Origin of the sequence: Actinoplanes sp. NPDC049802, assembly GCF_040656595.1 — a bacterium.
Classification (GTDB): domain Bacteria; phylum Actinomycetota; class Actinomycetes; order Mycobacteriales; family Micromonosporaceae; genus Actinoplanes.
Window position 1 is genome coordinate 15627 of sequence record NZ_JBFAMR010000011.1, and the last position, 24236, is coordinate 39862.

At 72.5% G+C, this 24236-nt stretch carries 17 protein-coding genes and 1 riboswitch; of the genes, 6 read left to right on the forward strand and 11 right to left on the reverse strand.

Features of this window, described 5'->3' with window-relative positions:
- Nucleotides 1–11: 11 nt before the first annotated feature.
- On the reverse strand, nt 12–1046 hold the full coding sequence (hemE, locus tag AB0I88_RS10715; protein WP_361021040.1) for a uroporphyrinogen decarboxylase: 1035 nt from the start codon (nt 1044–1046) through the stop codon (nt 12–14).
- 81 nt (nt 1047–1127) lie between these two features.
- Here hemE and AB0I88_RS10720 point away from each other — a divergent pair, with 81 nt between their 5' ends.
- On the forward strand, nt 1128–1694 hold the full coding sequence (locus tag AB0I88_RS10720; protein WP_361021043.1) for a DUF3000 domain-containing protein: 567 nt from the start codon (nt 1128–1130) through the stop codon (nt 1692–1694).
- A 10-nt stretch (nt 1695–1704) separates the two neighbouring features.
- On the opposite strand, the gene AB0I88_RS10725 is transcribed toward AB0I88_RS10720, so the two are convergent.
- The gene (locus tag AB0I88_RS10725) at nt 1705–2757 is read right to left on the reverse strand and encodes a trypsin-like peptidase domain-containing protein (protein WP_361021045.1); all 1053 of its coding nucleotides are present in this window, start codon (nt 2755–2757) and stop codon (nt 1705–1707) included.
- A gap of 143 nt (nt 2758–2900) precedes the next feature.
- On the opposite strand from AB0I88_RS10725, the gene AB0I88_RS10730 reads away from it, so the two are divergent.
- The 4 genes from AB0I88_RS10730 (at nt 2901) to AB0I88_RS10745 (ending at nt 8749) form a co-directional block, all read left to right on the forward strand.
- A complete protein-coding gene (locus tag AB0I88_RS10730) occupies nt 2901–4220 on the forward strand; it encodes a ribonuclease D (protein ID WP_361021047.1) in 1320 nt (439 codons plus the stop codon).
- A 323-nt stretch (nt 4221–4543) separates the two neighbouring features.
- Nucleotides 4544–5740, forward strand: coding sequence for a thiolase family protein (locus AB0I88_RS10735; protein ID WP_361021049.1), 1197 nt, complete (start codon nt 4544–4546; stop codon nt 5738–5740).
- Nucleotides 5737–7797 (forward strand): 3-hydroxyacyl-CoA dehydrogenase NAD-binding domain-containing protein, encoded by a 2061-nt coding sequence (locus AB0I88_RS10740; RefSeq protein ID WP_361021051.1) that lies wholly within the window; start codon nt 5737–5739, stop codon nt 7795–7797. Before AB0I88_RS10735 ends, AB0I88_RS10740 begins: the two co-directional genes overlap by 4 nt.
- Before the next feature lie 385 nt (nt 7798–8182).
- Entirely contained in the window at nt 8183–8749 is a 567-nt protein-coding gene (locus tag AB0I88_RS10745) for a hypothetical protein (RefSeq protein WP_361021053.1), read from the forward strand.
- A gap of 15 nt (nt 8750–8764) precedes the next feature.
- Here AB0I88_RS10745 and AB0I88_RS10750 read toward each other — a convergent pair whose 3' ends face one another.
- The 6 genes from AB0I88_RS10750 to dxs are packed head-to-tail and all read right to left on the reverse strand — an operon-like array spanning nt 8765 to nt 16641.
- Nucleotides 8765–9937, reverse strand: a complete 1173-nt coding sequence (locus tag AB0I88_RS10750) for a HAMP domain-containing sensor histidine kinase (protein ID WP_361021278.1) — start codon at nt 9935–9937, stop codon at nt 8765–8767.
- Between the two features lie 26 nt (nt 9938–9963).
- The gene (locus tag AB0I88_RS10755) at nt 9964–10638 is read right to left on the reverse strand and encodes a response regulator transcription factor (RefSeq protein WP_361021280.1); all 675 of its coding nucleotides are present in this window, start codon (nt 10636–10638) and stop codon (nt 9964–9966) included.
- A 58-nt stretch (nt 10639–10696) separates the two neighbouring features.
- Nucleotides 10697–12004 carry a PQQ-binding-like beta-propeller repeat protein gene (locus AB0I88_RS10760; protein WP_361021055.1) on the reverse strand — a complete coding sequence of 436 codons (1308 nt, stop codon included), beginning with the start codon at nt 12002–12004 and terminating at the stop codon, nt 10697–10699.
- A gap of 27 nt (nt 12005–12031) precedes the next feature.
- Complete coding sequence (locus AB0I88_RS10765) at nt 12032–13384, reverse strand: PQQ-binding-like beta-propeller repeat protein (protein WP_361021057.1); 1353 nt, start codon at nt 13382–13384, stop codon at nt 12032–12034.
- A gap of 16 nt (nt 13385–13400) precedes the next feature.
- On the reverse strand, nt 13401–14711 hold the full coding sequence (locus tag AB0I88_RS10770) for a PQQ-binding-like beta-propeller repeat protein (protein WP_361021059.1): 1311 nt from the start codon (nt 14709–14711) through the stop codon (nt 13401–13403).
- 16 nt (nt 14712–14727) lie between these two features.
- Nucleotides 14728–16641, reverse strand: a complete 1914-nt coding sequence (gene dxs / locus AB0I88_RS10775; RefSeq protein ID WP_361021061.1) for a 1-deoxy-D-xylulose-5-phosphate synthase — start codon at nt 16639–16641, stop codon at nt 14728–14730.
- A gap of 143 nt (nt 16642–16784) precedes the next feature.
- Nucleotides 16785–16867: riboswitch (ZMP/ZTP riboswitch) on the forward strand.
- Nucleotides 16868–16881: 14 nt separating this feature from the next.
- Between dxs and AB0I88_RS10780 the strand changes: the two genes are divergently transcribed.
- Nucleotides 16882–17742, forward strand: coding sequence for a bifunctional 5,10-methylenetetrahydrofolate dehydrogenase/5,10-methenyltetrahydrofolate cyclohydrolase (locus tag AB0I88_RS10780; protein WP_361021063.1), 861 nt, complete (start codon nt 16882–16884; stop codon nt 17740–17742).
- A 292-nt stretch (nt 17743–18034) separates the two neighbouring features.
- Here AB0I88_RS10780 and AB0I88_RS10785 read toward each other — a convergent pair whose 3' ends face one another.
- The 3 genes from AB0I88_RS10785 to AB0I88_RS10795 form a co-directional block, all read right to left on the reverse strand.
- Nucleotides 18035–20695, reverse strand: coding sequence for a DUF6493 family protein (locus tag AB0I88_RS10785; RefSeq protein WP_361021065.1), 2661 nt, complete (start codon nt 20693–20695; stop codon nt 18035–18037).
- 108 nt (nt 20696–20803) lie between these two features.
- Nucleotides 20804–22081, reverse strand: coding sequence for a TRAM domain-containing protein (locus tag AB0I88_RS10790; RefSeq protein ID WP_361021067.1), 1278 nt, complete (start codon nt 22079–22081; stop codon nt 20804–20806).
- Nucleotides 22078–24099, reverse strand: a complete 2022-nt coding sequence (locus tag AB0I88_RS10795; protein ID WP_361021069.1) for an APC family permease — start codon at nt 24097–24099, stop codon at nt 22078–22080. Before AB0I88_RS10795 ends, AB0I88_RS10790 begins: the two co-directional genes overlap by 4 nt.
- Between the last annotated feature and the right edge of the window lie 137 nt (nt 24100–24236).

The following is a 24236-nucleotide window of genomic DNA, read 5'->3' on the forward strand; positions in this document are numbered from 1 at the left end:
CGCCCAGTGTCTTACGACCCGGAGGCCTCGTGGACCAGCGCGACCAGACGGGTGAGGACGTCCGGATCGGTCTCCGGCATCACGCCGTGTCCCAGGTTGAAGACGTGCCCCGGCGCCGCCCGGCCCTGCTCCAGAACCCGGCGGGCCTCCCGCTCGACCACGTCCCACCCGGCGAAGAGGATCGCCGGGTCCAGATTGCCCTGTACCGCGCGGTCCGGGCCGATCCGCCGGGTGGCCGCGTCCAGCGGGGTCCGCCAGTCCACACCCACCACGTCGGCGCCGGCCTCGCCCATCGCCTCCAGCAGCACCCCGGTGCCGACGCCGAAGTGGATGCGCGGCACCCCGGCGCCGGCCAGACCGTTCAGGACGGAGGCCGAATGCGGCATCACATACCGCCGGTAGTCGGCCTCGGACAGCGCGCCGGCCCACGAGTCGAACAGCTGCACGGCGCTCACCCCGGCGTCCACCTGGACCCGCAGGAACGTCAGCGTGATCTCGGCGAGCCGGGAGAGCAGCGCGTTCCACAGTTCGGGAGCGCCGTACATCATCGCCTTGGTCTTGAGATAGGTCCGCGACGGACCGCCCTCGATGAGGTAGCTGGCCAGCGTGAACGGCGCGCCCGCGAAACCGATCAGCGGCGTCTCGCCGAGCTCGGCGACCAGCAGCTTCACCGCCTCGGTGACGAAGTCCACGTCGGCCGGAACGATCGGCCGCAGGCGGGCCAGGTCGGCCTCGGCGCGCACCGGCTCGGCCACCACCGGGCCGGTGCCGGCCACGATGTCGAGGTCGATGCCGGCCGCGGCGACCGGCACCACGATGTCGCTGAAGAAGATGGCCGCGTCGACGTTGTGGCGGCGCACCGGCTGGAGGGTGATCTCGGTGACCAGGTCCGGCCGGCGGCACGACTCGAGCATGCCGACACCCTGCCGGATCTTGCGGTACTCGGGCAGCGAACGCCCGGCCTGCCGCATGAACCAGACCGGCGTATGCGGGCCGGGCAGACCACGACACGCCCGAACGAAGGGGGAATCCTGGAGAACCGTCACCGGGCCATGGTGCCACGTGAGTGCGGTGACGTGGCGGCGTGCCGACCCCGGACCGTCGCTAGATCGGCATAGGCTTCCCCCATGGCGTCCCCCTCCGCTGTCCCTGAGGCGTTCACCCGCGCCGTCGCCGGGCTGCGCGCGGAGTCGCCGCGGCCGGAGATCCTGCTCGAGGAGATCGCCGCGCCACAGCGGCTCGCTCCGTACGCGTTCGCCCTCAGCGCCACCGTGCTCCGTGGCGGTGACGAGGTGGCGAGCGGCCGGCTGATCCTGCTGCACGACCCGGCCGGGCACGACGCCTGGCGGGGCGATCTGCGTCTGGTCACGTTGATCACCGCGGAGCTGGAGGAGGATCTCGCCTCCGACCCGCTGCTGCCGGCGGTGGCGTGGACCTGGCTGACCGACGGGCTGGACCAGCACGCGGCGGCGTACACGGCGATCGGCGGCACGGTCACCCAGACGGCGTCCACCCGGTTCGGTGAGCTGGCCGGCCCGGCGCCGACCGCCGACCTGGAGGTGCGCGCCTCCTGGACACCCACCTCCGCCGACTTCGGCGCCCATCTGTACGGCTGGTGCGCGATGCTGGCGTCCACGGCCGGCCTGCCGCCGCCCGGGGTGTCCTCGCTCTCCGACCGGCACCTGCCCGTCTGAGCCCGCGGCGTCAGCCGTTGCCGCAGGCGCCCAGGGTCTTGCAGGCGGTCTCGATCGGGATGGCCAGGCCGATGCCCTCGGCGTCGCGCGCCTTGGCGGTGGCCAGCCCGACGACCTGCTTGCCGGCGTTGACGACCGGCCCGCCGGAGTTGCCGGGGTTGATCGGGGCGTCGAACTGGATGGTCGGCCCGTCCTCGGCGTCCGGCCGGTACGCGCTGATCACCCCGGTGGTGACCGAGTCCTCGAGCCCGAGCGGCGCGCCGACGACCATCACCTGCTGACCGGGTTTCACCTCGTCCGCGGCCACGCCGAGCGGGGTGATGTCCTGGTTGGTACGCAGCAGCGCCAGGTCCCGCCCCTCGCTCACCTTGATGATGGTCGCGTTGATCCGGGTGGTGCCGCGTTCCAGCGACACCGCACGGTCGCCGCCGGACCACACCTCCTCGACCACGTGGAAGTTGGTGAACAGGTTGGTCCGCCCGTTGGCCCGGCCGACCGCGAACGCCGTGCCGGTGAAGTCGCCGGCCCGGACCCGGAAGACGCTGGGCAGCACGCTGCGGGCGATGCCCTCCGGGTCGAAGACGGTGGCGAGCTGCTTCTCCAGCTCCTGGCTGCGGCCCTGTTCGGCGGTGACGGCGGAGGCCAGGTCGCTGCTGCTGCGGATCATCGTCTCCACCCGGAACGCCTGCCATCCGGTGACCAGCAGCAGCGCCGCGACCAGGCCGATGACGACGGTGCGGCCACGGCCACGTTTCGCCGCCGGCGCCGGCTCGTGGACCGGCTGCTGTGGCTGCGCCGCATGGACCGGCTGGTTCCACTGCGGCTCGGGCGCCCACTGCGGCTGCTGCGGTCCGGCCGCCCACTGTTGCTGCGGCTCCGCCGCCCACTGCGGTTGCTGCTGGGGCTCCGCCGCCCACTGCGGTTGCTGTGGTTGCTGCTGCGACCAGGGGTCGTAGGCGGGCTGCTGATTCCAGGAGCGGTCGTCCTCCCAGGACCACTCCTGGGCACGCCGGCGCCCGCCGGATCCATTGGCGGGCGTGAAGGGTTCGAATGGTGCGGTCATCCGGCGCGGCCTCCCCGGTCTCGGCGCTGCGACAGGTGGTACGGACCGGAACGCTGTTCGGATGAACTTCACCGGAGATCAAGAATCGACGCGCCGGACCCCGGCTGCGCGCGGCAAGGGTGACACCCCCGTACGGTTACGGAGTGACCGACGAAGCACCCCTGCGCCGTCGGGACTCGCCGGACACGGCAGGAGACGGACCGCACCCAGTGCCGCCCGGCCCGCACTCTGGCGGCCCCGATGGCGGTCCCGAGGATCCTCGCCCCGCGACACCACTGACCGCACCCCGTGACGGCACGCCCCGCCCGGTGGAGACCGAGGCCGAGCTGGCCGAGATCGTCTCCCGGATGGCCGACGGCACCGGGCCGGTGGCGGTGGACGCCGAGCGCGCCTCCGGCTACCGCTACACCCAGCGCGCCTACCTGCTCCAACTGCGCCGGGCCGGGTCCGGCACGGTGCTGCTGGACCCGCTGCCGCTCGACGACCTGCGCACCCTCGACGCGGCGCTCGCCGACACCGAGTGGGTGCTGCACGCCGCCAGCCAGGACCTGCCCTGTCTGGCCGAGCTGGGGATGCGCCCGCGCCGCCTGTTCGACACCGAGCTGGCGGCCCGGCTGGCCGGATTCGAGCGGGTGGGTCTCGCGGCGCTGACCGAACAGTTGCTCGGCTATTCGCTGGAGAAGCACCATTCGGCGGCGGACTGGTCGACCCGGCCGCTGCCGGAGTCCTGGCTGACCTATGCCGCGCTCGACGTGGAGCTGCTCACCGACCTGCGCGACGTGCTCGCCGCCGAACTCGACCGGCAGGGCAAGACCGCGTGGGCGGCCGAGGAGTTCGCCGCCCTGGTGGCCGGCGCGGACCGCCCGCCGCGGGTGCGTCCCGACCCGTGGCGCCGCACCTCGGGCATCCACCGGGTGCGTGGCGCTCGCGCCCAGTCCCGGGTGCGCGCGTTGTGGTATGCGCGGGACGGCGTGGCGTCCCGCCGTGACACGGCGCCGGGCCGGGTGCTGCCCGACTCGGCGATCGTCGCGGCGGCCGAGGCCGATCCGAAGGACGAGCGCACCCTGCTGGGCATTCCCGGTTTCGGCGGCCGGTCGGTGCGCCGGCTGGCCCGGATCTGGCTGGACGCCCTGGACCAGGCGCGGTCCCTGCCGGACGACGCGCTGCCGGTGAACCAGCCGGTCGACGGGCCGCCCCCGCCGCACCGCTGGGCCGAGCGCGACCCGATCGCGGCGGCCCGGCTGTCCCGCTGCCGGCAGATCGTGGTGGGCACCGCCGAGCGGCACAATCTTCCCCCGGAGAACCTGATCAGCCCGGATTTCGTGCGCCGGCTGGCCTGGTCGCCGCCGGACGAGGTCACCCCCCGCACGGTCGGCGACACCCTGCTCGGCTTCGGCGCCCGCAACTGGCAGGTGGTCCTGCTGGCCGACGATCTCGCGGCCGTCCTTCCCGACCCTCTCTGAGCGGTACGCGTCGGCTCTGGGCTTCAGCCGGCTGAAGCCCGTGCCGCGCCCACTGAGCTCAGCCCGGTGGCGCGGCACGGGCGGGAGTGGGCAGCGGATCGCGCCGCACGGACGGGACGGTCCGAATGGGACGGGACGGGGTCACGCGTACCGGAGAACGGGTTTGATTCGGGGGTTTCCGGAGTTCTTCAGTGGGGTGCGATGACGCCGATGTGGGGCGCCGACTCCGGGTGTGACCTTTTCCCGGTGGGCCTGGCAGCCACTAGTTACTGACGAGTAGCATTGCCGTCACATTTGGGTTCACGCCCGCAAGGAGGCTTGCTGTGCCCCGTGAAGTACGCGAGGTCGTCTTCGTCGACGGCGTCCGCACCCCGTTCGGCAAGGCGGGCGGCATGTATGCCGAGACCCGCGCCGACGACCTGGTGATCCGCTGCATGCGCGAACTGCTCAAACGGAACCCCCAGCTTCCGCCGGAGAAGGTGGAGGAGGTCGCGATCGCGGCCACCACCCAGATCGGCGACCAGGGCCTGACTCTCGGCCGGACCGCCGCGCTGCTCTCCGGCCTGCCGAAGACCACCCCCGGCTACTCCGTCGACCGGATGTGCGCGGGCGCCATGACCGCCGTGACCAATGTCGCCGGCGGTATCGCGATGGGCGCGTACGACATCGCCATCGCCGGAGGCGTCGAGCACATGGGCCGGCACCCGATGGGCGAGGGCGTCGACCCCAACCCGCGGATCCTGGCCGAGAGGCTGGTCGACCCCTCCGCTCTGGTGATGGGCTCCACGGCGGAGAACCTGCACGACCGGTTGCCACACATCACCAAGGAGCGGGCCGACCTCTACGGCCTGAACTCCCAGATCAAGACCGCCAAGGCGTACGCCGACGGCAAGATCCAGCCGGACCTGGTGCCGGTCGCCATCCGCTCCGCCGAGCTGGGCTGGGGCCTGGCCACCGTCGACGAGGCGCCCCGCGCCACCTCGATGGAGAAGCTGGCCACCCTGAAGACGCCGTTCCGCCCGCACGGCCGGGTCACCGCGGGCAACGCGGCCGGCCTCAACGACGGCGCCACCGCGGCGATCCTGGCCGACGAGGCCACCGCCCGCGAGCTGGGCCTGCCGGTCGCCATGCGGATGGTGTCCTACGCGTTCGTCGGCGTCGAGCCCGAGGTCATGGGGTACGGCCCGGTCCCGTCGACGGAGAAGGCCCTGAAGAAGGCCGGCCTCACCATCGACGACATCGGCCTGTTCGAGCTGAACGAGGCCTTCGCGATCCAGGTGCTCGCCTTCCTCGACCACTTCGGCATCGCCGACGACGACCCGCGGGTCAACCCGTGGGGCGGCGCGATCGCCATCGGTCACCCGCTCGCGTCCTCGGCGATCCGCCTGATGACGCAGCTCGCCCGGCAGTTCGCCGAGCGCCCCGACGTCCGCTACGGGATCAACGCGATGTGCATCGGCATCGGCATGGGCGGCACCGTTATCTGGGAGAACCCGTACTGGGAAGGCGCGGCCAAGTGATCGAGAACCCGAACGAGGTAGTCACCAAGGCGATCCTCCGCCTGGTCGGAGTCCCCGGTCTGGAGAAGCCCGCGGCCCTGATCACGCTCGACAACGGCTTCGACCACAAGAAGCCGAACAGCTTCGGCCCGGGCGGGCTGACGTCGCTCGACGAGGCGATCACGGCGGCCACCGCGGCGAACCCGTCGTTCATCGCGGTCACCGGCAAGCCGTACATCTTCTGCGTCGGCGCCGACATCACCGGCATGCCGCTGATCAACTCCCGTGAGCAGGCCGTGGCGCTGGGCGAGCTGGGCCACCGGGTCTTCGCCCGGCTGCGCAACAGCACCATCCCGACGTTCGCGTTCGTCAACGGCGCGGCGATGGGCGGCGGCCTCGAGGTGGCGCTGCACTGCCACTACCGGACCGTCTCCACCGGCGCGGCGGCGCTCGCCCTGCCCGAGGTCGCGATCGGCCTGATCCCCGGCTGGGGCGGCTCGCAGATCCTGCCGAACCTGATCGGCATCATCAACGCGGCCACCGTCATCCTGCAGAACCCGCTGACCCAGAAGCAGCTGCGGCCGAAGCAGGCCAAGGAGATGGGTGTCGCCGACGCCCTCTTCGAGGCGGCCGACTTCCTGGAGGACTCGCTGGCCTGGGCGGCCGGCGTGGTCAAGGGCGAGATCACCGTCGAGCGGCCGGAGATCGACCGCAAGGACTGGGACGGCGTCCTGGAGTTCGTCAAGGCCATGCTGGACGAGAAGCTGCACGGCGCCGTCCCGGCCGCCAACAAGGCCGTCGAGCTGCTGGCCCTGGCCAAGAGCGCGTCGTTCGAGGACGGTACCGCGGCCGAGACCGAGGCCCTCGCCGACCTGATCATGGGCGACGAGTCCCGCGCCAGTCTGTACTCGTTCGACCTGGTCCAGCGCCGCGCCAAGCGCCCGGTCGGGGTGCCGGACAAATCCCTGGCCCGCAAGGTCACCAAGGTCGGCATCATCGGCGCCGGCCTGATGGCCTCCCAGCTCGCCCTGCTGTTCCTGCGCCGCCTCCAGGTCCCGGTGGTCCTCACCGACCTGGACCAGGAGCGGGTCGACAAGGGCGTCGGCTACGTGCACGCCGAGATCGACAAGCTGGTCGCCAAGAAGCGCATGGACGAGGGCACGGCCGCCAGGCTGCGCCTGCTCGTCAGCGGCTCGGTCGACAAGTCGGTCTTCGCCGACGCCGACTTCGTGATCGAGGCCGTCTTCGAGAACCTCGACCTGAAGAAGCAGATCTGGGCCGAGTTCGAGAAGATCGTCAAGCCCGAGGCGATCCTGGCGACCAACACCAGCTCGCTGTCGATCACCGAGATGGCCGCCGATCTGGAGCACCCCGAGCGGGTCGTCGGCTTCCACTTCTTCAACCCGGTCGCGGTCCTGCCGCTCCTGGAGATCATCCGGGGCGAGAAGACCGACGACACCACCCTGGCCACCGCGTTCGAGGTGGGCAAGACCCTGAAGAAGTCGTCGGTGCTGGTCAAGGACGCGCCCGCGTTCGTGGTCAACCGCCTGCTCACCCGGGTCACCAGCGAGATCTTCCAGGCCGTCGACGCCGGCACCCCGCTGGACGTGGTGAACGTGGCGATGGACCCGCTGGGCCTGCCGATGCGCCCGATCGCCCTGCTCCAGCTGGTCGGCCCGGCGGTGGCCTACCACGTGGGCGAGACGCTGCACGCGGCGTTCCCGGACCGCTACGCCGACTCGCCGAACCTCAAGCGGATCGCCGACGCCAAGCTGCCGGTGATGGTCGACAAGGAGATCAACCCCGAGGTCGTCAGGCTCCTCGAGGTCGGCGACTCCCCGCTCACCGCCGACGAGGTACGCCAGAAGGCGCTCGACGGCCTGGCCGAGGAGATCCGGATCATGCTCGACGAGGGCGTGGTCGCGGAGGCGCAGGACATCGACCTGTGCATGATCCTGGGCGCCGGCTATCCGTTCCACCTGGGTGGCGTCACGCCGTACCTGGACCGCAGCGGCACCGCCGAGCGGGTCACCGGCAAGCGCTTCCTGCCGGACGGCGTGGCGAACGTCCGCGCCTGATCGGGTAACCCCTTCGAAGGCCCTCGCACCGTCGGTGCGGGGGCCTTCGGTGTACGGGTGTGCCTACTCGCCGGATGAGACGTCGATCAGCGCTTCCCGCCGTCGATAAGATCCACCGACCTTCCCGAGTTCTGGAGCGTTGATGACCTACCCTCCGCACCCCGGCCAGCCGGAGTACCCACCGACGCAGCCGTACCCGCCCGCGGGATACGGCACGCCACAGCCCGGGTACGGACCGCCCGCGCCGGGATACGGCCCGTCCGCGCCCGGATACGGACCGCCCCAGCCGGGATACGGCCCGTCCGCGCCCGGATACGGACCGCCGCAGCCCGGTCATCCCGGTTTCCCGCCGCTTCCGCCGCCGGGGAAACCCACGTCCCGTACCGTGCCGATCGTCCTGCTCTCGGTGGCGATCGCACTGGTCCTCTGCGTCGGCGGCGCCGCCACGATCCTGCTGATCGGCAAGAACGCGGTCGACGACGCCGAGGCCGCGGCCGCCCGGGTCACCATCGCCCAGCCGGTGACGCTCGGCGGGCTGCCGCTCGTCGACGACCCGCGGTTCTCGGCCGTCACCGAGGAGATGGAGAGCAGCCTGGCCGCCTACCCGGGCGCGTCCAGCTCGTTCGGCGCCCTCTACGGCTCGCCCACCGGGCAGAACATGGTGGCCGCGCTGGCCACCAAGGCCACCATCACCGACCCGGAGAAGGAGGTCGCCGAGTCGTTCCGGGTCTTCGGCCAGAGCGCCACGGTGTCCGGCCTGGCCGATGCCGCCACCGGCGAACTGGGCGGCGTCGCCAAGTGCGGCACCAGCAGCACCTCCGGCATCGACCTGGCGATCTGCGGCTGGGCCGACGAGGGCAGCGTCGGCATGATCATGTGGTTCTTCAAGACGGCCGCCGACGTGCGGGCCGACTTCCCGGCGCTGCGCGCCGAGATCGAGAGCAAGAGCTGACGGCTGCGTGGATCCTCAGCGGACCCGCGGGACGCTGGCCGTCGCCGCCACCACCGGGGTGGTGTCGGCGGCCGGCAGGGCCACCGTGACCTCCAGGCCACCGCCCTCCTGCGCCACCGCCGACACGGTTCCGCCGTGCGCGTCGCAGACCGCCCGCACGATGGACAGCCCCAGACCGGACCCGCGGGAGCCGGTCCGCTCCCAGCCGCCCCGGCGGAACGGCTCGAACAGGCCGGGCACGTCGCCCGGCTCCACCTCGTAACCGGTGTTGCCGACGATCAGCCGGGCCTGGCCGCCCACCGACTCGGTCCGCAGCCACAGCCGGCCGAGCAGGTGGTTGTACCGGATCGCGTTCTCGATCAGGTTGCCGGCCAGCCGGTCCAGCAGGCTCGGGTCGCCGACCACCGGGGCCGGCGACAGGTCGGTGGTGACGTCGAGTTTGAGGCGCACCGCCTCGGCCTTCACCGCGGAGAACGCGTTGTAGACGCTGGTCGCCAGGTCGGCCGGCACCTTACGGACCAGGCGGCGGCCGGACTGCGCCTCCGACCGGGCCAGCACCAGCAGCGCGTCGACCAGACCGTTCGCCCGCTCCGAGGCGTTGCGGACCACCTTGGCCATCCGCCGGTACTCGGCCACATCCGCCTCGTCGTCGCTGAGCGTCACGTCGATCTCGGTTCGCATCACCGCGAGCGGGGTGCGCAGCTCGTGCGACGCGTTCGCCACGAACCGCTTCTGCGACTCGAACGCGGCCGTCAGCCTGTCCAGCATGGCGTCGAAGGTCCGGGCCAGCTCGGCCACCTCGTCGTCCGCGCCGGAGTAGCGGATCCGCTGGTCCAGCGTCTCCTCACCGAGCCGCTGGGCGGTCTGGGTCACGTAGTGCAACGGGCGCAGAGCCCGGCCGGCCATCAGGTACGCCAGCGCCACCCCGATGATGCCGACCGCGATCAGCGCGCTGAACCCCTTGATCAGCACTTCCCGGGAGGCCTGCGCGACCATCCGGGTCTGCCAGGCGATCGCCTCCTGCGTGGTTCCGTCCTCGAGGGTCACGCTCGAACCGGCCCGCAGCTCGTCGACCGGGTGCAGCGACTCGCTGACCATCAGCCAGGCCAGCAGCACCAGGATCGCGCCGGCGCCCACCAGCAGGATGCCGTTGAGCAGAGTGAGCCGCAGCCGCAGGGTGGGCCGCATCCCGCCACGGGCCCCGGGGTAGAGCGTCACGAGGCCACGACCGGGTCGGGGATCCGGTAACCGGCGCCCACGACGGTCTCGACCAGCGGCGGATCACCCAGCTTCTTTCGCAGTGTGTTGATCGTCACGCGTACGGTCGTGGTGAAGGGGTCGGTGTTGGCGTCCCACACCCGGTCGAGCAGCTCCTCGCTGGAGACCACCCCGCCCTTCGCCTTGAGCAGCTCCTCCAGAACGCAGAACTCCTTGTTGGTGAGTTCCAGCGTCACCCCGCCCCGGGTCACCACCCGGCGGGACTGGTCCAGCACCAGATTGCCGACGGCGAGCACCGGGGGCGCCACCGGGGTGGCCCGCCGGCCCAGCGCCTGCACCCGGGCCACCAGCTCCTTGAAGTCGAACGGTTTGACCAGGTAGTCGTCGGCGCCCAGCTCCAGGCCCTCGACCTTGTCCTCGACCGTCGAGCTGGCGGTCAGCATCAGCACCCGGGTCAGCGCGCCCGACTCGACCAGGGCGGCGCAGATCTCGTCGCCGTGCATGCCGGGCAGGTCACGGTCCAGCACGACCACGTCGTACCGTGTCACGTAGGCCATCTCGTGGCCCTGGGACCCGTCGTAGGCGACATCCACCGCCATGCCCTTGCGGCGCAGGCCCCGCGCGATCGCGTCGGCCATGTCCCGCTCGTCTTCCACCACCAGCACCCGCACCGCGGACCTCCCGAACACCCGGCCGTACGTGCAGGCTACCCAGCCGCCGCTCGCGGTGTCAGAGCCGCCAGATCCCCGCCGAGGCGTCCAGCCGCCGGCAGATCAGCACCCCCGCCCGGAACTGGCAGTCGCCGGCGATCCGGTCCGCCGAGCCGAGCAGCCGGACCTTTCCGGTGGCCAGTTCGAGGACCCCGTACCGCATGGTGTTGTCGGTCGCGTCGACGCGGTGGACGTAGGCCGTGCCGGGCCGCGGGCCCGGGCCACCGTTGGACCAGCGCCCGGCCCGGGCGATGATCCGGCCGGTACGCGTGTCGAGCACCGCCAGCTCCGGATCCCCGCGGGCGGCCGAGCTCAGCATCACGTGGTCGCCGAGCGGTTCGCGGCTGTCCCAGCCGTCCTGCCGCCACACCTGGCGCCCGGTCGCCGGGTCGATGCCGGCGAGACCGTCCTGCCTGGTGAAGGCGCAGATCAGCGGCTTGCAGTCCAGGAGGTACCCGTCCGGGCCGACGAGCGGTCCGGATCGCCAGCGTTCGGCCAGGCTGGTGTCGTCGTAGGCGACCGTCTCGTCGCCGTGGCTGATCCCCAGGACGCCGCCGGCCACCCACAACGTCGTGATGTCGTCCACCGGCTGCAAGATACGGGTGGTGACGGTGACTCGGCCGGTGCCCGTCTCCCGGGCCTCCAACCGCCCGTCACCGTGCAAGGTGTAGATCAGCTCTGGGAATCCGGTGTAGAAGTAGCCGGTCCGCAGCGCCGACCCGCCCGGGTCCGGTGGCGAGCCGACGGTCCAGCGGACCTTCCCGGTCCGGCTGTCCAACCCGTGCCAGGCCTGCCGGTGCCGGCCTTCGTCGTCGTCGTGGATCAGCGCCGTGCCGCGGTCGCCGGAGAGGCCGAACATCAGGCCCGCACGCCGCCAGACCGGCTCGGTGGACCCGGGCCGGACGGCCGTCACGGTGTCCCGCCCGGACTCCGGGTCGCTGTGGCTGATCAGCAGCGTGCCGTCGCCGCCGTCGGCGATCGCGAAGACGTCGCCGGTGAGGGCGGCCGTCCACACTCCCAGCTCGGTCACGCCGGGCAGCAGGTAGCCGCGGACGGTGTGGGTCCGGACCGGGCCGCCGACCGGCTCGCCCGGGCCGATCAGGTAGAGCCGGTCGTCACTCACCCGGATCGCGTCACGCAGCGTCAGCGGGATGATCCGCGGGGGCGGTGGGGGCGCCGCCGCCGGGGCCGCGCCGCCGAGGGCGATCAGCAGAACCAGAGCCAGAGAACCCAGGATCCATCGGTACGGCGGAGGGGCGCCCGGCAACACGGCCTCACCCGGCTCACCGGCCGGCACCTCGCCGAGGTCGATCACGCGGTCCCGCACGTCGCGGCTCCCCGGTCCGGCTGACGGTCAGATCCGGTACGCCCAGACGCGCAGGCCCCCGGTATCCCGACAGACTACGTAGCGATCGTCGCCACCGCATTCCCCGCCGTGCACGCCCGCCGGCCCGAGCACCTTGACCTCGGGCTTCCCGGCCAGCACCACACCGAACGTCTGCCCGCCGCCACGCTCGTGGCGCCGCAGCAGCAGCACCCGTTCGGAAGTGCCGTCGACCACCCCGGTCCAGCCCTTCAGGTCGACCAGGGGCGCCGCGGTGGCCGGGTCGACCAGAATCCACGGCTCACCGGTCTCCGACCTGGTCAGCAGCGTGTACCCGGCCCGCACGCTCATGCTCATGTCGGACGGCACGAACCACTTCGGCCGCCCGGTGGCCGAGTCCAGCACCGACACCTCGGCCTTGTCGCGGGAGCACAGCAGCCCGGTGCAGTCGGCCGGCGCCGGATCGTCGGCGAGCGAACGCTTCCACAGTCGTTCCAGCGTGCGGGCGTCGTACCCCAACTGGACGTCGATGCTCTGGTAGCCGACCAGGACCAGGTCGCCGAGGACCGACGCGGTGCTCGGCCCGGCACCGTCCACCCGCTGGAGCGGCGCCTCCCGCAGCACCCGCCCGGTCACCGCGTCCAGCAGGGTGAGCCGCTCCGAGGCGGTCACCAGGACAGCCCGCGGCTCCCCGGCGACCGGGTCGGCGGTGACCGAGCCGGGCGACGAGACGGCCCACCGTGCCCGTCCGGTGGCCGGGTCCAGGCCCCGCACCTCGGTCCGGACCGGTGGTTCGGTGTGCGGCCGCCCGTCGCCCGAGAAGTAGAGCGTGCCCGGGTCGCCGGACTCCTGGTCGTAGAGGGTGCCGGGGCGGAAGACCCGGTCCACCACGAACGCGGTGTCACCGGCCGCGGTGACGTGGACCGCCGAACTCCAGAGGACCCGGCCGTCCTCCGGGTCCAGCGCGGTGGTCGGCCCGGCCCCGTCGGCGACCAGCAGCACGCCGCCGGCCGCGACCACCGAGACCGGCCCGAAGAGGCTGCTCGCCGGGTCGTGACTCGCGGTGGCCGGCAGCGGGGCACTCCACAGCCGGTACGGCCCGGACCGCAGGGCCCAGGCGCTCAGCACGCGCCCCTGCTCCGAGAAGGCGATCGTGAAGAGGCGCCCGCCGGCCAACTGGAACGGCGCGTCGGTGCCCGCCGCCGCCGGGACCAGACCCAGATAGCGCCAGAACGTGCCGCCGGGGAGAGCCGCACCGCCCAGGGCCACGGTCAGGGCGGCCGACAGCAACAGGCCGAGATGCCGGTAACGCCACGGCGGCGGCGAGCGGCGAGCCGGTTCCGGATCGAGTGGGGCGTCCCGGTCCAGCTCGATCACCGTCACGCCGAATCCTCCTCGGTCACGCCGTAAACGGCCGGTACGCCCAGACGACCAGTTCCCCGTACACCGACCGGCAGATGAGCCGCTTCGGGGCGCTCTGACACTCCCCCGTGCCGGGGGGCAACTCGGCGAGCAGGCGCGGCTTGGGCAGGCCCGGGACCGCGACGGCGATCATCGTACGCGAACCCGGATCGATCTCCCGGGTCACGAGCAGGTCACCGCCGCCGGCCTTCCCGGCGACCGGCCGCCACCCGGCCAGGTCGACCAGCAGCTCTCCGGTCGCGCCGTCGACCACCCCGGTCGGTGACTCGGGCCCGTCGGCATAGGCGATCAAGCCCGCCCCGGAATCCTCGACGGAGCGCCAGCCCGGCCGGTGCCAGCGCTGGTCGCCGGTGGCCGGATCGACGGCCCGCACCCCGTCCAGCCCGATGAGGCAGGCCATCGGCCCGCACGGCTGGATCTCCCGGATGCTCGGGGCCGGCTTGGTCCACATCGGCCGCAGCGTCAGCGGGTCGTAGGCGGAGATCTCGATCCCGGACGGGCCGGGGTGCCGCAGCAGCACCAGACCGCCGGTCACCACCGGGTTCTCCGGGTCGTAGTTGGCGGGCGGCATCTCGCGGACCGCCAGCGGGGAACCGGTCTCCACGTCGTACAGGTGGGCGGTCAGATCGTCGCGGACGAGCAGCAGCCGGGCCCCGGCACCGGGCGGGCCGGGCACCGCGAGCAGAACCGCGGTGGACGGCACCCACAGCCGCCAGCGGGCCTCCCCACGGGCCGGATCGATCATCTCGACCCACTTCTCCACCCGGCGGCCGCTGCCGGACAGGCTGCGCACGCCCTCGACCGCGAGCATCAGGTCGTCGGCCGGGAAGGTGATCACGTTGCGCTCGTGGCGCCAGGCGTGGGCGCCGGTCCGCAGCGACACCGCGGTGGTGCCGGGCTCACCCTGGCCCGGCGCCCAGGGCCGCAGCAGCACCAGGCCGCCGCCGGTACGCAGCCGGTAGACCGGGATGTCCTGCGCGACCCGCCACTGCCGGTCGCCGGTCTCCAGGTCGTAGGAGGTCAGCTCACCGGCCGTCTGCACGACCAGCCGGCCGCCGGTCAGCGTGTGCGGATCACCGGGCCCGATCGGCACCCGGAGCAGCGCGGACAGCGGCGGTCCGGCCGGCGGCACCGAGGCCGCGACGGAGAAGAGCAGCAGGACGGCGAGGATGGCCGGACCGAACCAGAGCGGCGTGGTCCGCCGCTCCGGCCGGTGGTACGTCTCCGGCTCACCCCGCTCCAGACCCAGGTCGATGACAACTGGCCCGCCGGAGGTGTCCGCGCTCATCCATCAAAGGTAACAATCACGTAACGGGAATGCTCGTCTCAAGGCTCGAAGCCCACTCGACAACATCGCGCGCCACGTCCTGCGCGGTCAGACCGAGCGCGGACAAGATCTCGGTACGGCTGCCGTGCGGGTGGAACCCGACCGGCACACCGAAGTCCCGCAGCGGGGTGGCCACACCCGCGTCGCGCAGCGCGGCGGCCACCGCGTCACCGACGCCACCGGCGCGGACACCGTCCTCACACGTCACCACCAGCCGGTGCTGGGCGGCCAGGCCGGTCAGCTCGATCGGCACCGGGCGCACCCAGCGCGGGTCCACGACGGTCACGCCGTACCCCTGCTCGGCGATCCGCTCCGCGGCGTCCAGCGCCAGGCCCGCGAACGAGCCCACCGCCACCACCAGCACGTCCTGCCGGGAGTCCTCACGCAGCACGTCCACCTGGCCGACCCGGCGGATCGCCGGGGTGTCCGGGGCGACCGCGCCGGTCGGGAACCGCACGATGGTGGGGCCGTCGTCCACGGCGACCGCCTCACGCAACTCCTCGCGCAGCGTCACGGCGTCCCGCGGGGCGGCGATCCGCAGCCCCGGCACCACACCGAAGACGCTCATGTCCCACATGCCGTAGTGACTCGGCCCGTCCGGTCCGGTGATCCCGGCCCGGTCCAGCACGAACGTCACCGGCAGACGGTGCATCGCCACGTCCAGCAGGACCTGGTCGAAAGCCCGGTTCAGGAAGGTCGCGTACACCGCCACCACCGGGTGCAGCCCGCCCATCGCCAGGCCGGCCGCCGAGGTCGCCGCGTGCTGCTCGGCGATGCCCACGTCATACGTCCGCTCCGGGTACTTCTGCGCCAGCGCGGCGATGCCGGTCGGCTCGGCCATCGCCGCGGTGATGCCCACGACGTCCGGGCGCTCGTCGGCGATCCGGACCAGCTCCTCGGAGAACACCTTGGTCCACTTGAGCGTCGGCGCGGCCAGCAGCTTGCCGGTCTCCACGTCGAAGGCGCTGCCCGGGCCGTGCAGGCAGTCCGCCTCGTCCTGCTCGGCGGGCCGGTAGCCGTAGCCCTTGCGGGTCACCGCGTGCACGATGACCGGCGCGTCGAAACCCTTGGCCCGCCGCAGCGCCGACTCCATGGCCTGCTGGTCGTGGCCGTCGACGGGGCCGATGTACTTCAAGCCCAGGTCCTCGAACATCGGCTGCGGGCTGATCGCGTCCTTGATGCCCTTCTTGACCGCGTGCAGCACCTCGAAGACCGGCTTGCCCACCACCGGCGTCTGGCCCAGCGCGTCCTTGACCAGGTCGAGCACCTTCTCGTAGCCCGGGTTGAGGCGCAGTGTGGACAGGTGATCGGCGAGACCGCCGATGGTCGGCGCATACGACCGGCCGTTGTCGTTGACCACGATGACGAGACGGTTCCGGGTGGCGGCGATGTTGTTCAGCGCCTCCCAGCACATGCCGCCGGTCAGCGCGCCGTCACCGACGACCGCCACCACGTGCCGGTCCTCACCGCGCAGCGCGAACGCCTTGGCCAGGCCGTCCGCGTAGGACAGCGCCGTCGAGGCGTGCGAGTTCTCGATCAGGTCGTGCTCGCTCTCGGCCTGGCTCGGGTAGCCGGTCAGGCCACCCCGCTGGCGGAGCAGGTCGAAACCGTCCTGCCGACCGGTCACGATCTTGTGCACGTACGCCTGATGACCGGTGTCGAAAAGGATCTTGTCACGGGGAGAGTCGAAGACGCGGTGCAACGCCAGGGTCACCTCGACCACGCCCAGGTTCGGGCCCAGGTGACCACCGGTGCGGGACACCTTGGCCACCAGGAAGTCACGGATCTCGGCCGCGAGCAGGGTCAACTGCTCCGCGGTCAGTCGCTTGAGATCACCGGGATCGGTGATGCTGCTCAGCAGGCCGGCCGGGGTCGAGGGGGAGTCACTCATGAGGGGAGAGTCTATCCGTGCGCCGCCCGGACGCGACTTGAGCGAACGGACCGTCACCAATCCTCCACACAATTGGAACCTCCCCCGACCGACGCCGATCAGACCCCCGGGCGGGCATCGGACGGGCTCGTCCGGCATCCTGGAAGGCACACAGCGACTGGCGGCACGGGGATGGTCGAACCATCGGGGAGCTCGTCACGAGGAGTCGACCGCCTGGGCTCCCCGCGCGAGGAGTCACACATGCCCACCGCACGTCTTCTTCCCGGCGCCCCCGTCGCCGAGTCCGTTCTCGACGATGTCCGCGACCGTGTCGCACGTCTCAAACAGCGCGGCGTCCAGCCCAGCCTCGCCACCATCCTGGTCGGCGACGACGACGCCAGCGCCGGCTACATCCGGATCAAGCAGAAGCAGGCCGCCGAGCTCGGTTTCTCGTCCCCGCACCAGCACCTGAGCGGCGACGTCACCCAGGCCGACCTGCTCAAGGTGATCGCCGGATACAACGACGACCCCGGCGTGCACGGCGTCCTCATCCAGTACCCGATCCCCGCCCACCTCGACTACGACGCGGCCCTGCAGACGCTCGACCCCGACAAGGACGTCGACGGCATGCATCCGCTGAACATGGGCCGCCTCGCCGTCGGCCTGCCCGGCCCGCTCCCCTGCACCCCGGCCGGCATCGAGGCGCTCCTCGCCTTCCACGGCATCGAGGTCTCCGGCCGCGAGGTGGTCATCCTGGGCCGCGGCGCCACGCTGGGCCGCCCGCTCGCCATGCTGCTGGCCCAGAAACGCCCGACCGCCAACGCCGCCGTCACGGTCGTGCACACCGGCGTCAAGGACTGGCCCCGCTACACCCAGCGCGCCGACATCCTGATCGCCGCCGCCGGAGTCCCGGGCATCATCAAGCCCGAACACATCCGGCCCGGTTCGGTCGTCATCGGCGCGGGCGTCCGCTACGAGGGCCGCCGTCTCCTCCCCGACGTCGACGAGTCCTGCGCCGAGGTCGCCGGCGCCATCACGCCCCGCGTCGGCGGCGTCGGCCCCACCACGGTCGCCATGCTCTTCCGCAACGCGGTGACCGCCGCCGAACGAGCCACCGCCTGACGGCCCGCCGGGGTGCTCCCCCACCCCGGCACACCCGCACGACGGCCCACCGCGGTCCTCCGCCACCCCCGACACCAGCCACCGGCCCGCCGCAGTCCTCCGCCACCCCCGACACCAGCCACCGGCCCACCGCGGTCCTCCGCCACCCCCGACACCAGCCACCGGCCCACCGCGGTCCTCCGCCACCCGGGCACACGCCCGCACCACGGCCCACCGGCGATGCTTCACGCTCCGGTGTCCACCCCGCCGACGCGTCCCGTCTCCGTGCCCATGCCGACACGGGGCCGGCACGTCACCGGCAAAGGACCGATCGCAGCCGTCTCGCCTCCTGGACCAGCCGGGTGCCGCCCGCCCGTCCCGCGACCTCGGCGAGCCCGGGGATGTCGCCGGCCACACCCACCTCCTCGGCGACCTGGGCGCCCAGCATCAGCAGCTCCGGCAGCCCTCGCGGCGCCGCCGGGAGCAGCGGCACGAGGGCGGCGGCGAGCGACTCCCACACCTGGGCGGAGGCGCCGGCCAGGTGCGCGTCGCGGAGGGCGGCCACCACCCGGCTCAGCTTGAGCATGCCGTCGGCGCCCAGATCGCCGAGATCAGCGCCGACCGCCGCCGCGAACGGCTCGTCACGGGCGGCCAGTGCCACGAACGCGTCGACGGCCGCGACACGGTCGGACTCGTGCCGGGCGCCCAGGGCGTACGCCAGCGCCGCTGACATCGCCGGGCCGATCGGACCGGCGCATTCGGCGAGCACCGGCAGCAGCTCCGCGCCGCCGTGGGCGTCTTGATCGGCCAGCCGGGCGAGATCGGGCAGCGCCCACGCGGCGGTGACCTCGCGGTGGTGCGGCAGGGCCATCGCCAGGATGCCGGTCTCCGGGCCCAACCCGTGGTCCACCCTGAGGTAGGTCGGCGACGGTCGCCGGGTCAGGGTGAACAGCGCCGTCTCCAGGAAGAGGCCGTCGGTGCGGGCCGGCCGAAGGTTCGCCACGACCCGGCGCGGCACGGGGCAGGGGCCGTAGCCGGGCCGGTCCGGTACCGGGCTGGCGCGCTGCTCGAAGCGGGTGCTGATCGGCTCGGGAGGGCCGGCCGCGATCCGGTCGGCGAATCGCCGCCCCGCCGGCGTGGTGAGCCGTGCCGCGCCCGCCCGCACCCCGGCGCCGACGCCGCGCGGCAGGCGCAGCAGCGCCTGCTCGAAGTCGAGCGGCCACGGCTGCCATCCCTCGGCCTCGGCACGCACCAGACGCTCCAGCAGAACGTCGGCGGCCAGACTGCCGTCGACGTGTGTGGGTGTGCAGACCAGTACGGGCACCGGGTCGGTGGACACGTTCATCGCGATCTCGGCGAGGCGCAGCGACAGCACACCGTCAGCGCTGTCCGGGAACACCGGGTCCCCGTCACGGGCGGCCCGGTCGAACGCGACCATGCGCCGCCAGGCGTGGTCGTCGCGGTCCCGGCGCATCACCGCCTGAAGTGCCGGGCCGAGGAACCCGGCGGCCGCCGGCCGTGTCTCCGCGATGAACGAGAGTTGCCCGTAGCGGGCCAGCACCGGCGTGATCGCCGCGGCCAGCCCGTCGTGCTCCCCGGTGGCGTGCAACGTCACCATGGCGGCCAGGACGCGCTCCCACCGGGGGCCGGACGGGTGGCGGAGAAGCGTGACGACTTCCCCGGCCAGTTCGGCGGGGTCGCCGATCGGTGGCGGCATCGGCGCCGCCGACCACGGCGCCGGCAGGCGAGCCGGGACGGGCGCCGGCGCCGGCTGTGGCGCCGTGCCCAGCAGCGTCGCGGCGCGGGCCGCGAGGTCACCGGTGAGTACGCGGGACGCTTCGGCGAGCCGCTCCCTCGTGGCCGCGGGCAGCCGCCCGGCCTGCCGCCCGATCAGGGTCAGCGCGCGGTCGCGAAGGTCGAGCGCGGGATTGCCGAACGCGGCGGTCATCGTCTCGAGCACCGCGCCGGCATTCTCCGGATCGCGGCGAGCGACCTTGTCCAGCCAGGCGAGTTGCGTCCTCACCAGTGACTTCTCGGATCGCTCCAGCGTGGGGCGGCTGGCTTCGAGCAGCGTCCGCAGATCCAGCCGGCCCGCGTCGTCGAGCGTGCGCAGCACACCCTGAGCCATACCGGCGATCGGCGACGGCGCGCCGGCCAGCATCCGGGCGTAGTCGTGCACGTGGCCGGCCCGCTCGTCGGCGGTGAGCGCCAGCGACTCGTGCAGCACCGCGAACGGCCGCAGCCGGGCCGGCCGGTCACCGCGGACCAGCCGGTCGACGGTGGCGGCGGCGATCCGTCCGCGGTCCAGCCGGCCCGCCGTCACCAGCTCGGCGACGGCGATCGGAAAGGCCGTGGTCCGGTCCGTCTCGTCCCACGGCCCGTCCGCCAGCGCGTCACCGAGGCCGTCGATGTCGAAGACGGCGGGCGTCAGCAGGTCGAGAAAGGGGTCGTCCCGCATCCGGACGGACAGTGGCGCGGGCCGCGAACCGATCCGGGGACGGCCCAGTTCACGCAGCCAGCCTCGAACCACGCCCTCGGTGACCGGCGGAACGGCGCCCGTCTCGCGCAGCAGGACGGAGACCAGCGGCCAGCCCGCGCCGCTCTCCGGCAGCCGCTCGGCCAGCCGGCACGCGAGCTCGTCCCACCACGGCAGGTCACGGGCCCGCACGATGCGCAGGACCGCGTCGGAGTCGTACGCGGCCTGCCCCCAGGCCCCGCGCATCTCGCGCCGGCACAGCAACGCGGTCGCGCGGGCGGGTGTCGGCATGCAGGCGAGCGTGGCGAGGACATGCATCGGGGCCGGGTCACGCCCGAAACGGGTCCAGAACTCGGTCCGCTCGGCTGTGGCACGGCTCTCGATCTGCGCCCCGAAGGCGAGTCGCTCCGGCTCCGTCGCCGTCACCAGCACGTCAGCCACCTTGCCGAAGGCGTGGCGGCGCCCCAACTCGTCGAGGACCTCCCAGTCGAGGCTCATGCCGTGGCCCCGGTGGGGAAGAACCGTGCGGTCGGAGTCGTGCCTGCCGTCGCTGCCATGAGCGTCAAGGTAGCGGTGGGGTACGACATCCGGGCCTCGCCGCGGGGGTCAGGCCGGGACCAGGTGGGCCACGCATTCGACGTGCTGGGTCATCGGGAAACAGTCGAAGGCGCGCAGACTCTCCAGACGCCAGCCGGCCTCCCGGAAGGTCTTGAGGTCGCGGGCCAGAGCCGCCGGGTCACAGGCCACGTAGGCGACGGCCCGGGGCCGGGCCGCGGCGATCGCGCGGACGACACGGGCGCCGGCTCCGGCCCGGGGCGGGTCGAGCACCACGAGGTCGACCGGGCCGGTGACGCGCCGCCGGGCCAGGGCCACATCGACCCGGGCCTCCACGATGTCGGCGTTGTCCAGGTCGGCGAGGTTGACGCGGGCCGCGGCCGCCCCGGCAGGGGCGGACTCGACGACGGTCACCCGGGCGCCGGTCCGGTCGGCGAGCGCGGCGGCGAACAGGCCGGCGCCGCCGTACAGGTCCCAGGAGGTCTCGCCGGCGGCCGGGCGCAGCATCTCCAGGACCGCCGTGACCAGGGTGTCCGCGGCCCTCGGGTGCACCTGCCAGAAGCCTTGCGGCGGGATCCGCCAGGACCGGCCGGCCGCCTCCTCGGTGACCTCGGCGGGCCCGGTGAGACGGATCAGCGGGCCGCCGTCCGGGGCTTCGCCCGGATCGTCGCCGGGTGCGGGGCCGGCCGAGCCGGACGGGCGGCCGAGGACGGCGACGTCGCCGCCGGTGGAGGCGACCGTCTGGAGGGCGTCCACGTTGGGCCAGTCGTGGGCGAGGACGTCCAGGTCCTGGATGGCCGGATGGGCGATCCGGCAGCGGTCGACCGGCACCACCTGGTGCGACCGGTGCCGCAGCAGTCCGGGGCGTCCGGCCGCGTCGACGGCGTACCGTACCCGGCTGCGCCATCCCAGCAGGCCCTGGTCGCCGGGCAGCGGCTCCACCCGTACCGGAATCTCGTCGGGGTCGAGGCCGGCCAGCCGGACGAGCTGTTCCCGGACCACCGCGGCCTTCCACCGCAGTTGGGCATCGCCGGAGGCGTGCTGGAGGTCACAGCCGCCGCACCCGCCCGGATGGGCGTAGGGGCACGGCGGGGCGACCCGGTCCGGGGACGGCTCGTGGATCTCCACGGCGTCGGCCCGCAGGTAGCCGCGGTGCAACTCGGTGATCTCGGCGGTGACACGTTCGCCGGGCAGGGCATGCCGGACGAAGATCACTCGCCCGTGCGGGCCGCCGAGCCGGGCGACACAGTGCCCGCCGTGCGCGGGCGCGCCCACGGTGACCTCGACCCGGTCCCCTTCGACCAGGTCGTCGACGATCGCCGGGGTCATCGCTGGTCCTCGTCGTCCTCGCCGTGGCTGCGCGGCCCCCGGGCGGGCGCCCGGCTGAGCACCCGGTCCAGACGGTCCAGGTCCCGGTCCTGGCTGGAGCGCAGCTGCCAGGGCACGCTGACGACCATGACGCCCTGTTCGAAGAGCAGGCGGCCCTTGATCCGCAGCGCGCTCTGGTTGTGCAGCAGGTTCTCCCACCAGCGGCCCACCACGTACTCCGGGACGAAGACGGTGACCACGTCGCGCGGTGACGCGCGCCGGGTGTTCTTGACGAAGTCGATGATCGGGCGGGTGATCTCCCGGTACGGCGACTCGACCACCGTGAGCGGGACCGGCAGCTGTCGCCGTTCCCATTCGGCCTGGATGGCCCGGGTGTCGTTGTCGTCGACGTTGACGGTGACCGCGGTGATCGTGTCCGGCCGGGTCGCCTGTGCGTAGGCGAGCGCCCGCAGGGTCGGCTGGTGCACCTTGCTGACCAGCACGAGCGCGTGGTTGCGGGACGGCAGGACGGGCCGCTCGTCGGTCGGTTTGAGTTCCTCGGCGACCCGGGTGTAGTGCCGGTGGATGGCGACCATCAGCCCGTAGATCACGATCATGGCGGCGATCGCGATCCACGCCCCGAGCAGGAACTTGGTGATCAAGACCACGATCAGGACCGCGCCGGTGAGGATCATGCCGAACGTGTTGATCGCCCGGGAGCGGACCATCTGCCGGCGCCGGGCCGGGTCGCGCTGGGTGCGCAGATGCCGGTTCCAGTGCCGGATCATGCCGGCCTGCGACAGCGTGAACGACACGAACACGCCCACGATGTAGAGCTGGATCAGCCGGGTGACCTCGGCCTCGAAGGCCACGATCAGCACCATGGCGGCAACCGCCAGGAAGAGGATGCCGTTGCTGAAGGCCAGCCGGTCGCCGCGGGTGTGCAGCTGCCGGGGCAGGTAACGGTCCTGGGCGAGGATCGAGCCGAGCACCGGGAAGCCGTTGAAGGCGGTGTTCGCGGCCAGGAAGAGGATCACAGCGGTGACCGTGCCCACCACGTACAGCATGATCGAACCGGATCCGAAGACGGTTTCGGCGAGCTGCGTGGTGACCGTCTTCTGCACGTAGCCCTCGGAGGCCGCGTTCGGGACGATCTGCAGGATCGGATCCTCGACGTACTGCAGCTTCGTGGCCTGTGCGAGCAGGATGATGCCGGAGAGCATGACGATCGCGAGCCCGCCGAGCAGCATCAGGGTGGTCGCCGCGTTCTTGCTCTTCGGCTTCTTGAACGCGGGCACCCCGTTGGAGATCGCCTCGACGCCGGTCAGCGCCGCACAGCCCGAGGAGAACGTCCGTAGCAACAGGAAGGCGAACCCGATCTGGGTCAGGTGGTGTTCCTCGGCGTCGATCGTCAGGGCGGCGCTGGGCGCCCGCAGGTCGTCGCCGAGCACGAAGACCCGGAACAGGCCGGTGAGGATCATGCCGATGATGACCACGATGAACAGGTAGGTGGGCACCGCGAAGGCGGCCCCGGACTCCCGCAGGCCGCGCAGGTTGAGCGCGCTGAGCACGACGATCGCCAGGATGGCGATGATCACTTTGTGGGTCGCCACCCAGGGGACGACCGAGCCGAGGTTGCTCACCCCCGAGGAGATCGACACGGCGACCGTGAGGATGTAGTCGACGAGCAGCGCGCTGGCCACGCCGAGCCCGGCCTTCGGCCCGAGGTTGACCGTGGCCACCTCGTAGTCGCCGCCGCCGGACGGGTACGCGTGCACGTTCTGCCGGTAGCTGGCGACAACCGTCACCATGACCACCGCCACCGCGAGTGTCACCCAGGGGGAGTAGACGTAGGCCGCCGCGCCGGCGATCGACAGGGTCAGCAGGATCTCGTCGGGCGCGTACGCCACGCTGGAGAGCGCGTCGCTCGCGAAGACCGGCAGCGCGATCCGCTTGGGTAGCAGCGTGTGCTGCAGCTTGTCCGAACGGAACGGGCGGCCCAGGAGCAGCCGTTTGGCTAGAGAGGTGGTACGTGCCACGAGTGCCAAGCGTACGGGCGGTCCTTTCCGCTCGTGGTCCGCCCCGGACAGCGGTCGCGCGAGGGGCATGGCAGGCTCACGGTAAGCCTTGTTCAGGACGGTGGAGACCAAACCGCCGACTACGGCTGAGCGCAGCT

What these genes read in the sequence shown, in the direction of transcription:
- AB0I88_RS10720 (WP_361021043.1), top strand. Translation starts at nt 1,128, where the DNA reads ATGGCGTCCCCCTCCGCTGTCCCTGAGGCGTTCACCCGCGCCGTCGCC.
- AB0I88_RS10725 (WP_361021045.1), bottom strand. Translation starts at nt 2,757, where the DNA reads ATGACCGCACCATTCGAACCCTTCACGCCCGCCAATGGATCCGGCGGG.
- AB0I88_RS10750 (WP_361021278.1), bottom strand. Translation starts at nt 9,937, where the DNA reads ATGCGGCCCACCCTGCGGCTGCGGCTCACTCTGCTCAACGGCATCCTG.
- AB0I88_RS10770 (WP_361021059.1), bottom strand. Translation starts at nt 14,711, where the DNA reads ATGAGCGCGGACACCTCCGGCGGGCCAGTTGTCATCGACCTGGGTCTG.
- dxs (WP_361021061.1), bottom strand. Translation starts at nt 16,641, where the DNA reads ATGAGTGACTCCCCCTCGACCCCGGCCGGCCTGCTGAGCAGCATCACC.
- AB0I88_RS10780 (WP_361021063.1), top strand. Translation starts at nt 16,882, where the DNA reads ATGCCCACCGCACGTCTTCTTCCCGGCGCCCCCGTCGCCGAGTCCGTT.
- AB0I88_RS10785 (WP_361021065.1), bottom strand. Translation starts at nt 20,695, where the DNA reads ATGAGCCTCGACTGGGAGGTCCTCGACGAGTTGGGGCGCCGCCACGCC.
- AB0I88_RS10790 (WP_361021067.1), bottom strand. Translation starts at nt 22,081, where the DNA reads ATGACCCCGGCGATCGTCGACGACCTGGTCGAAGGGGACCGGGTCGAG.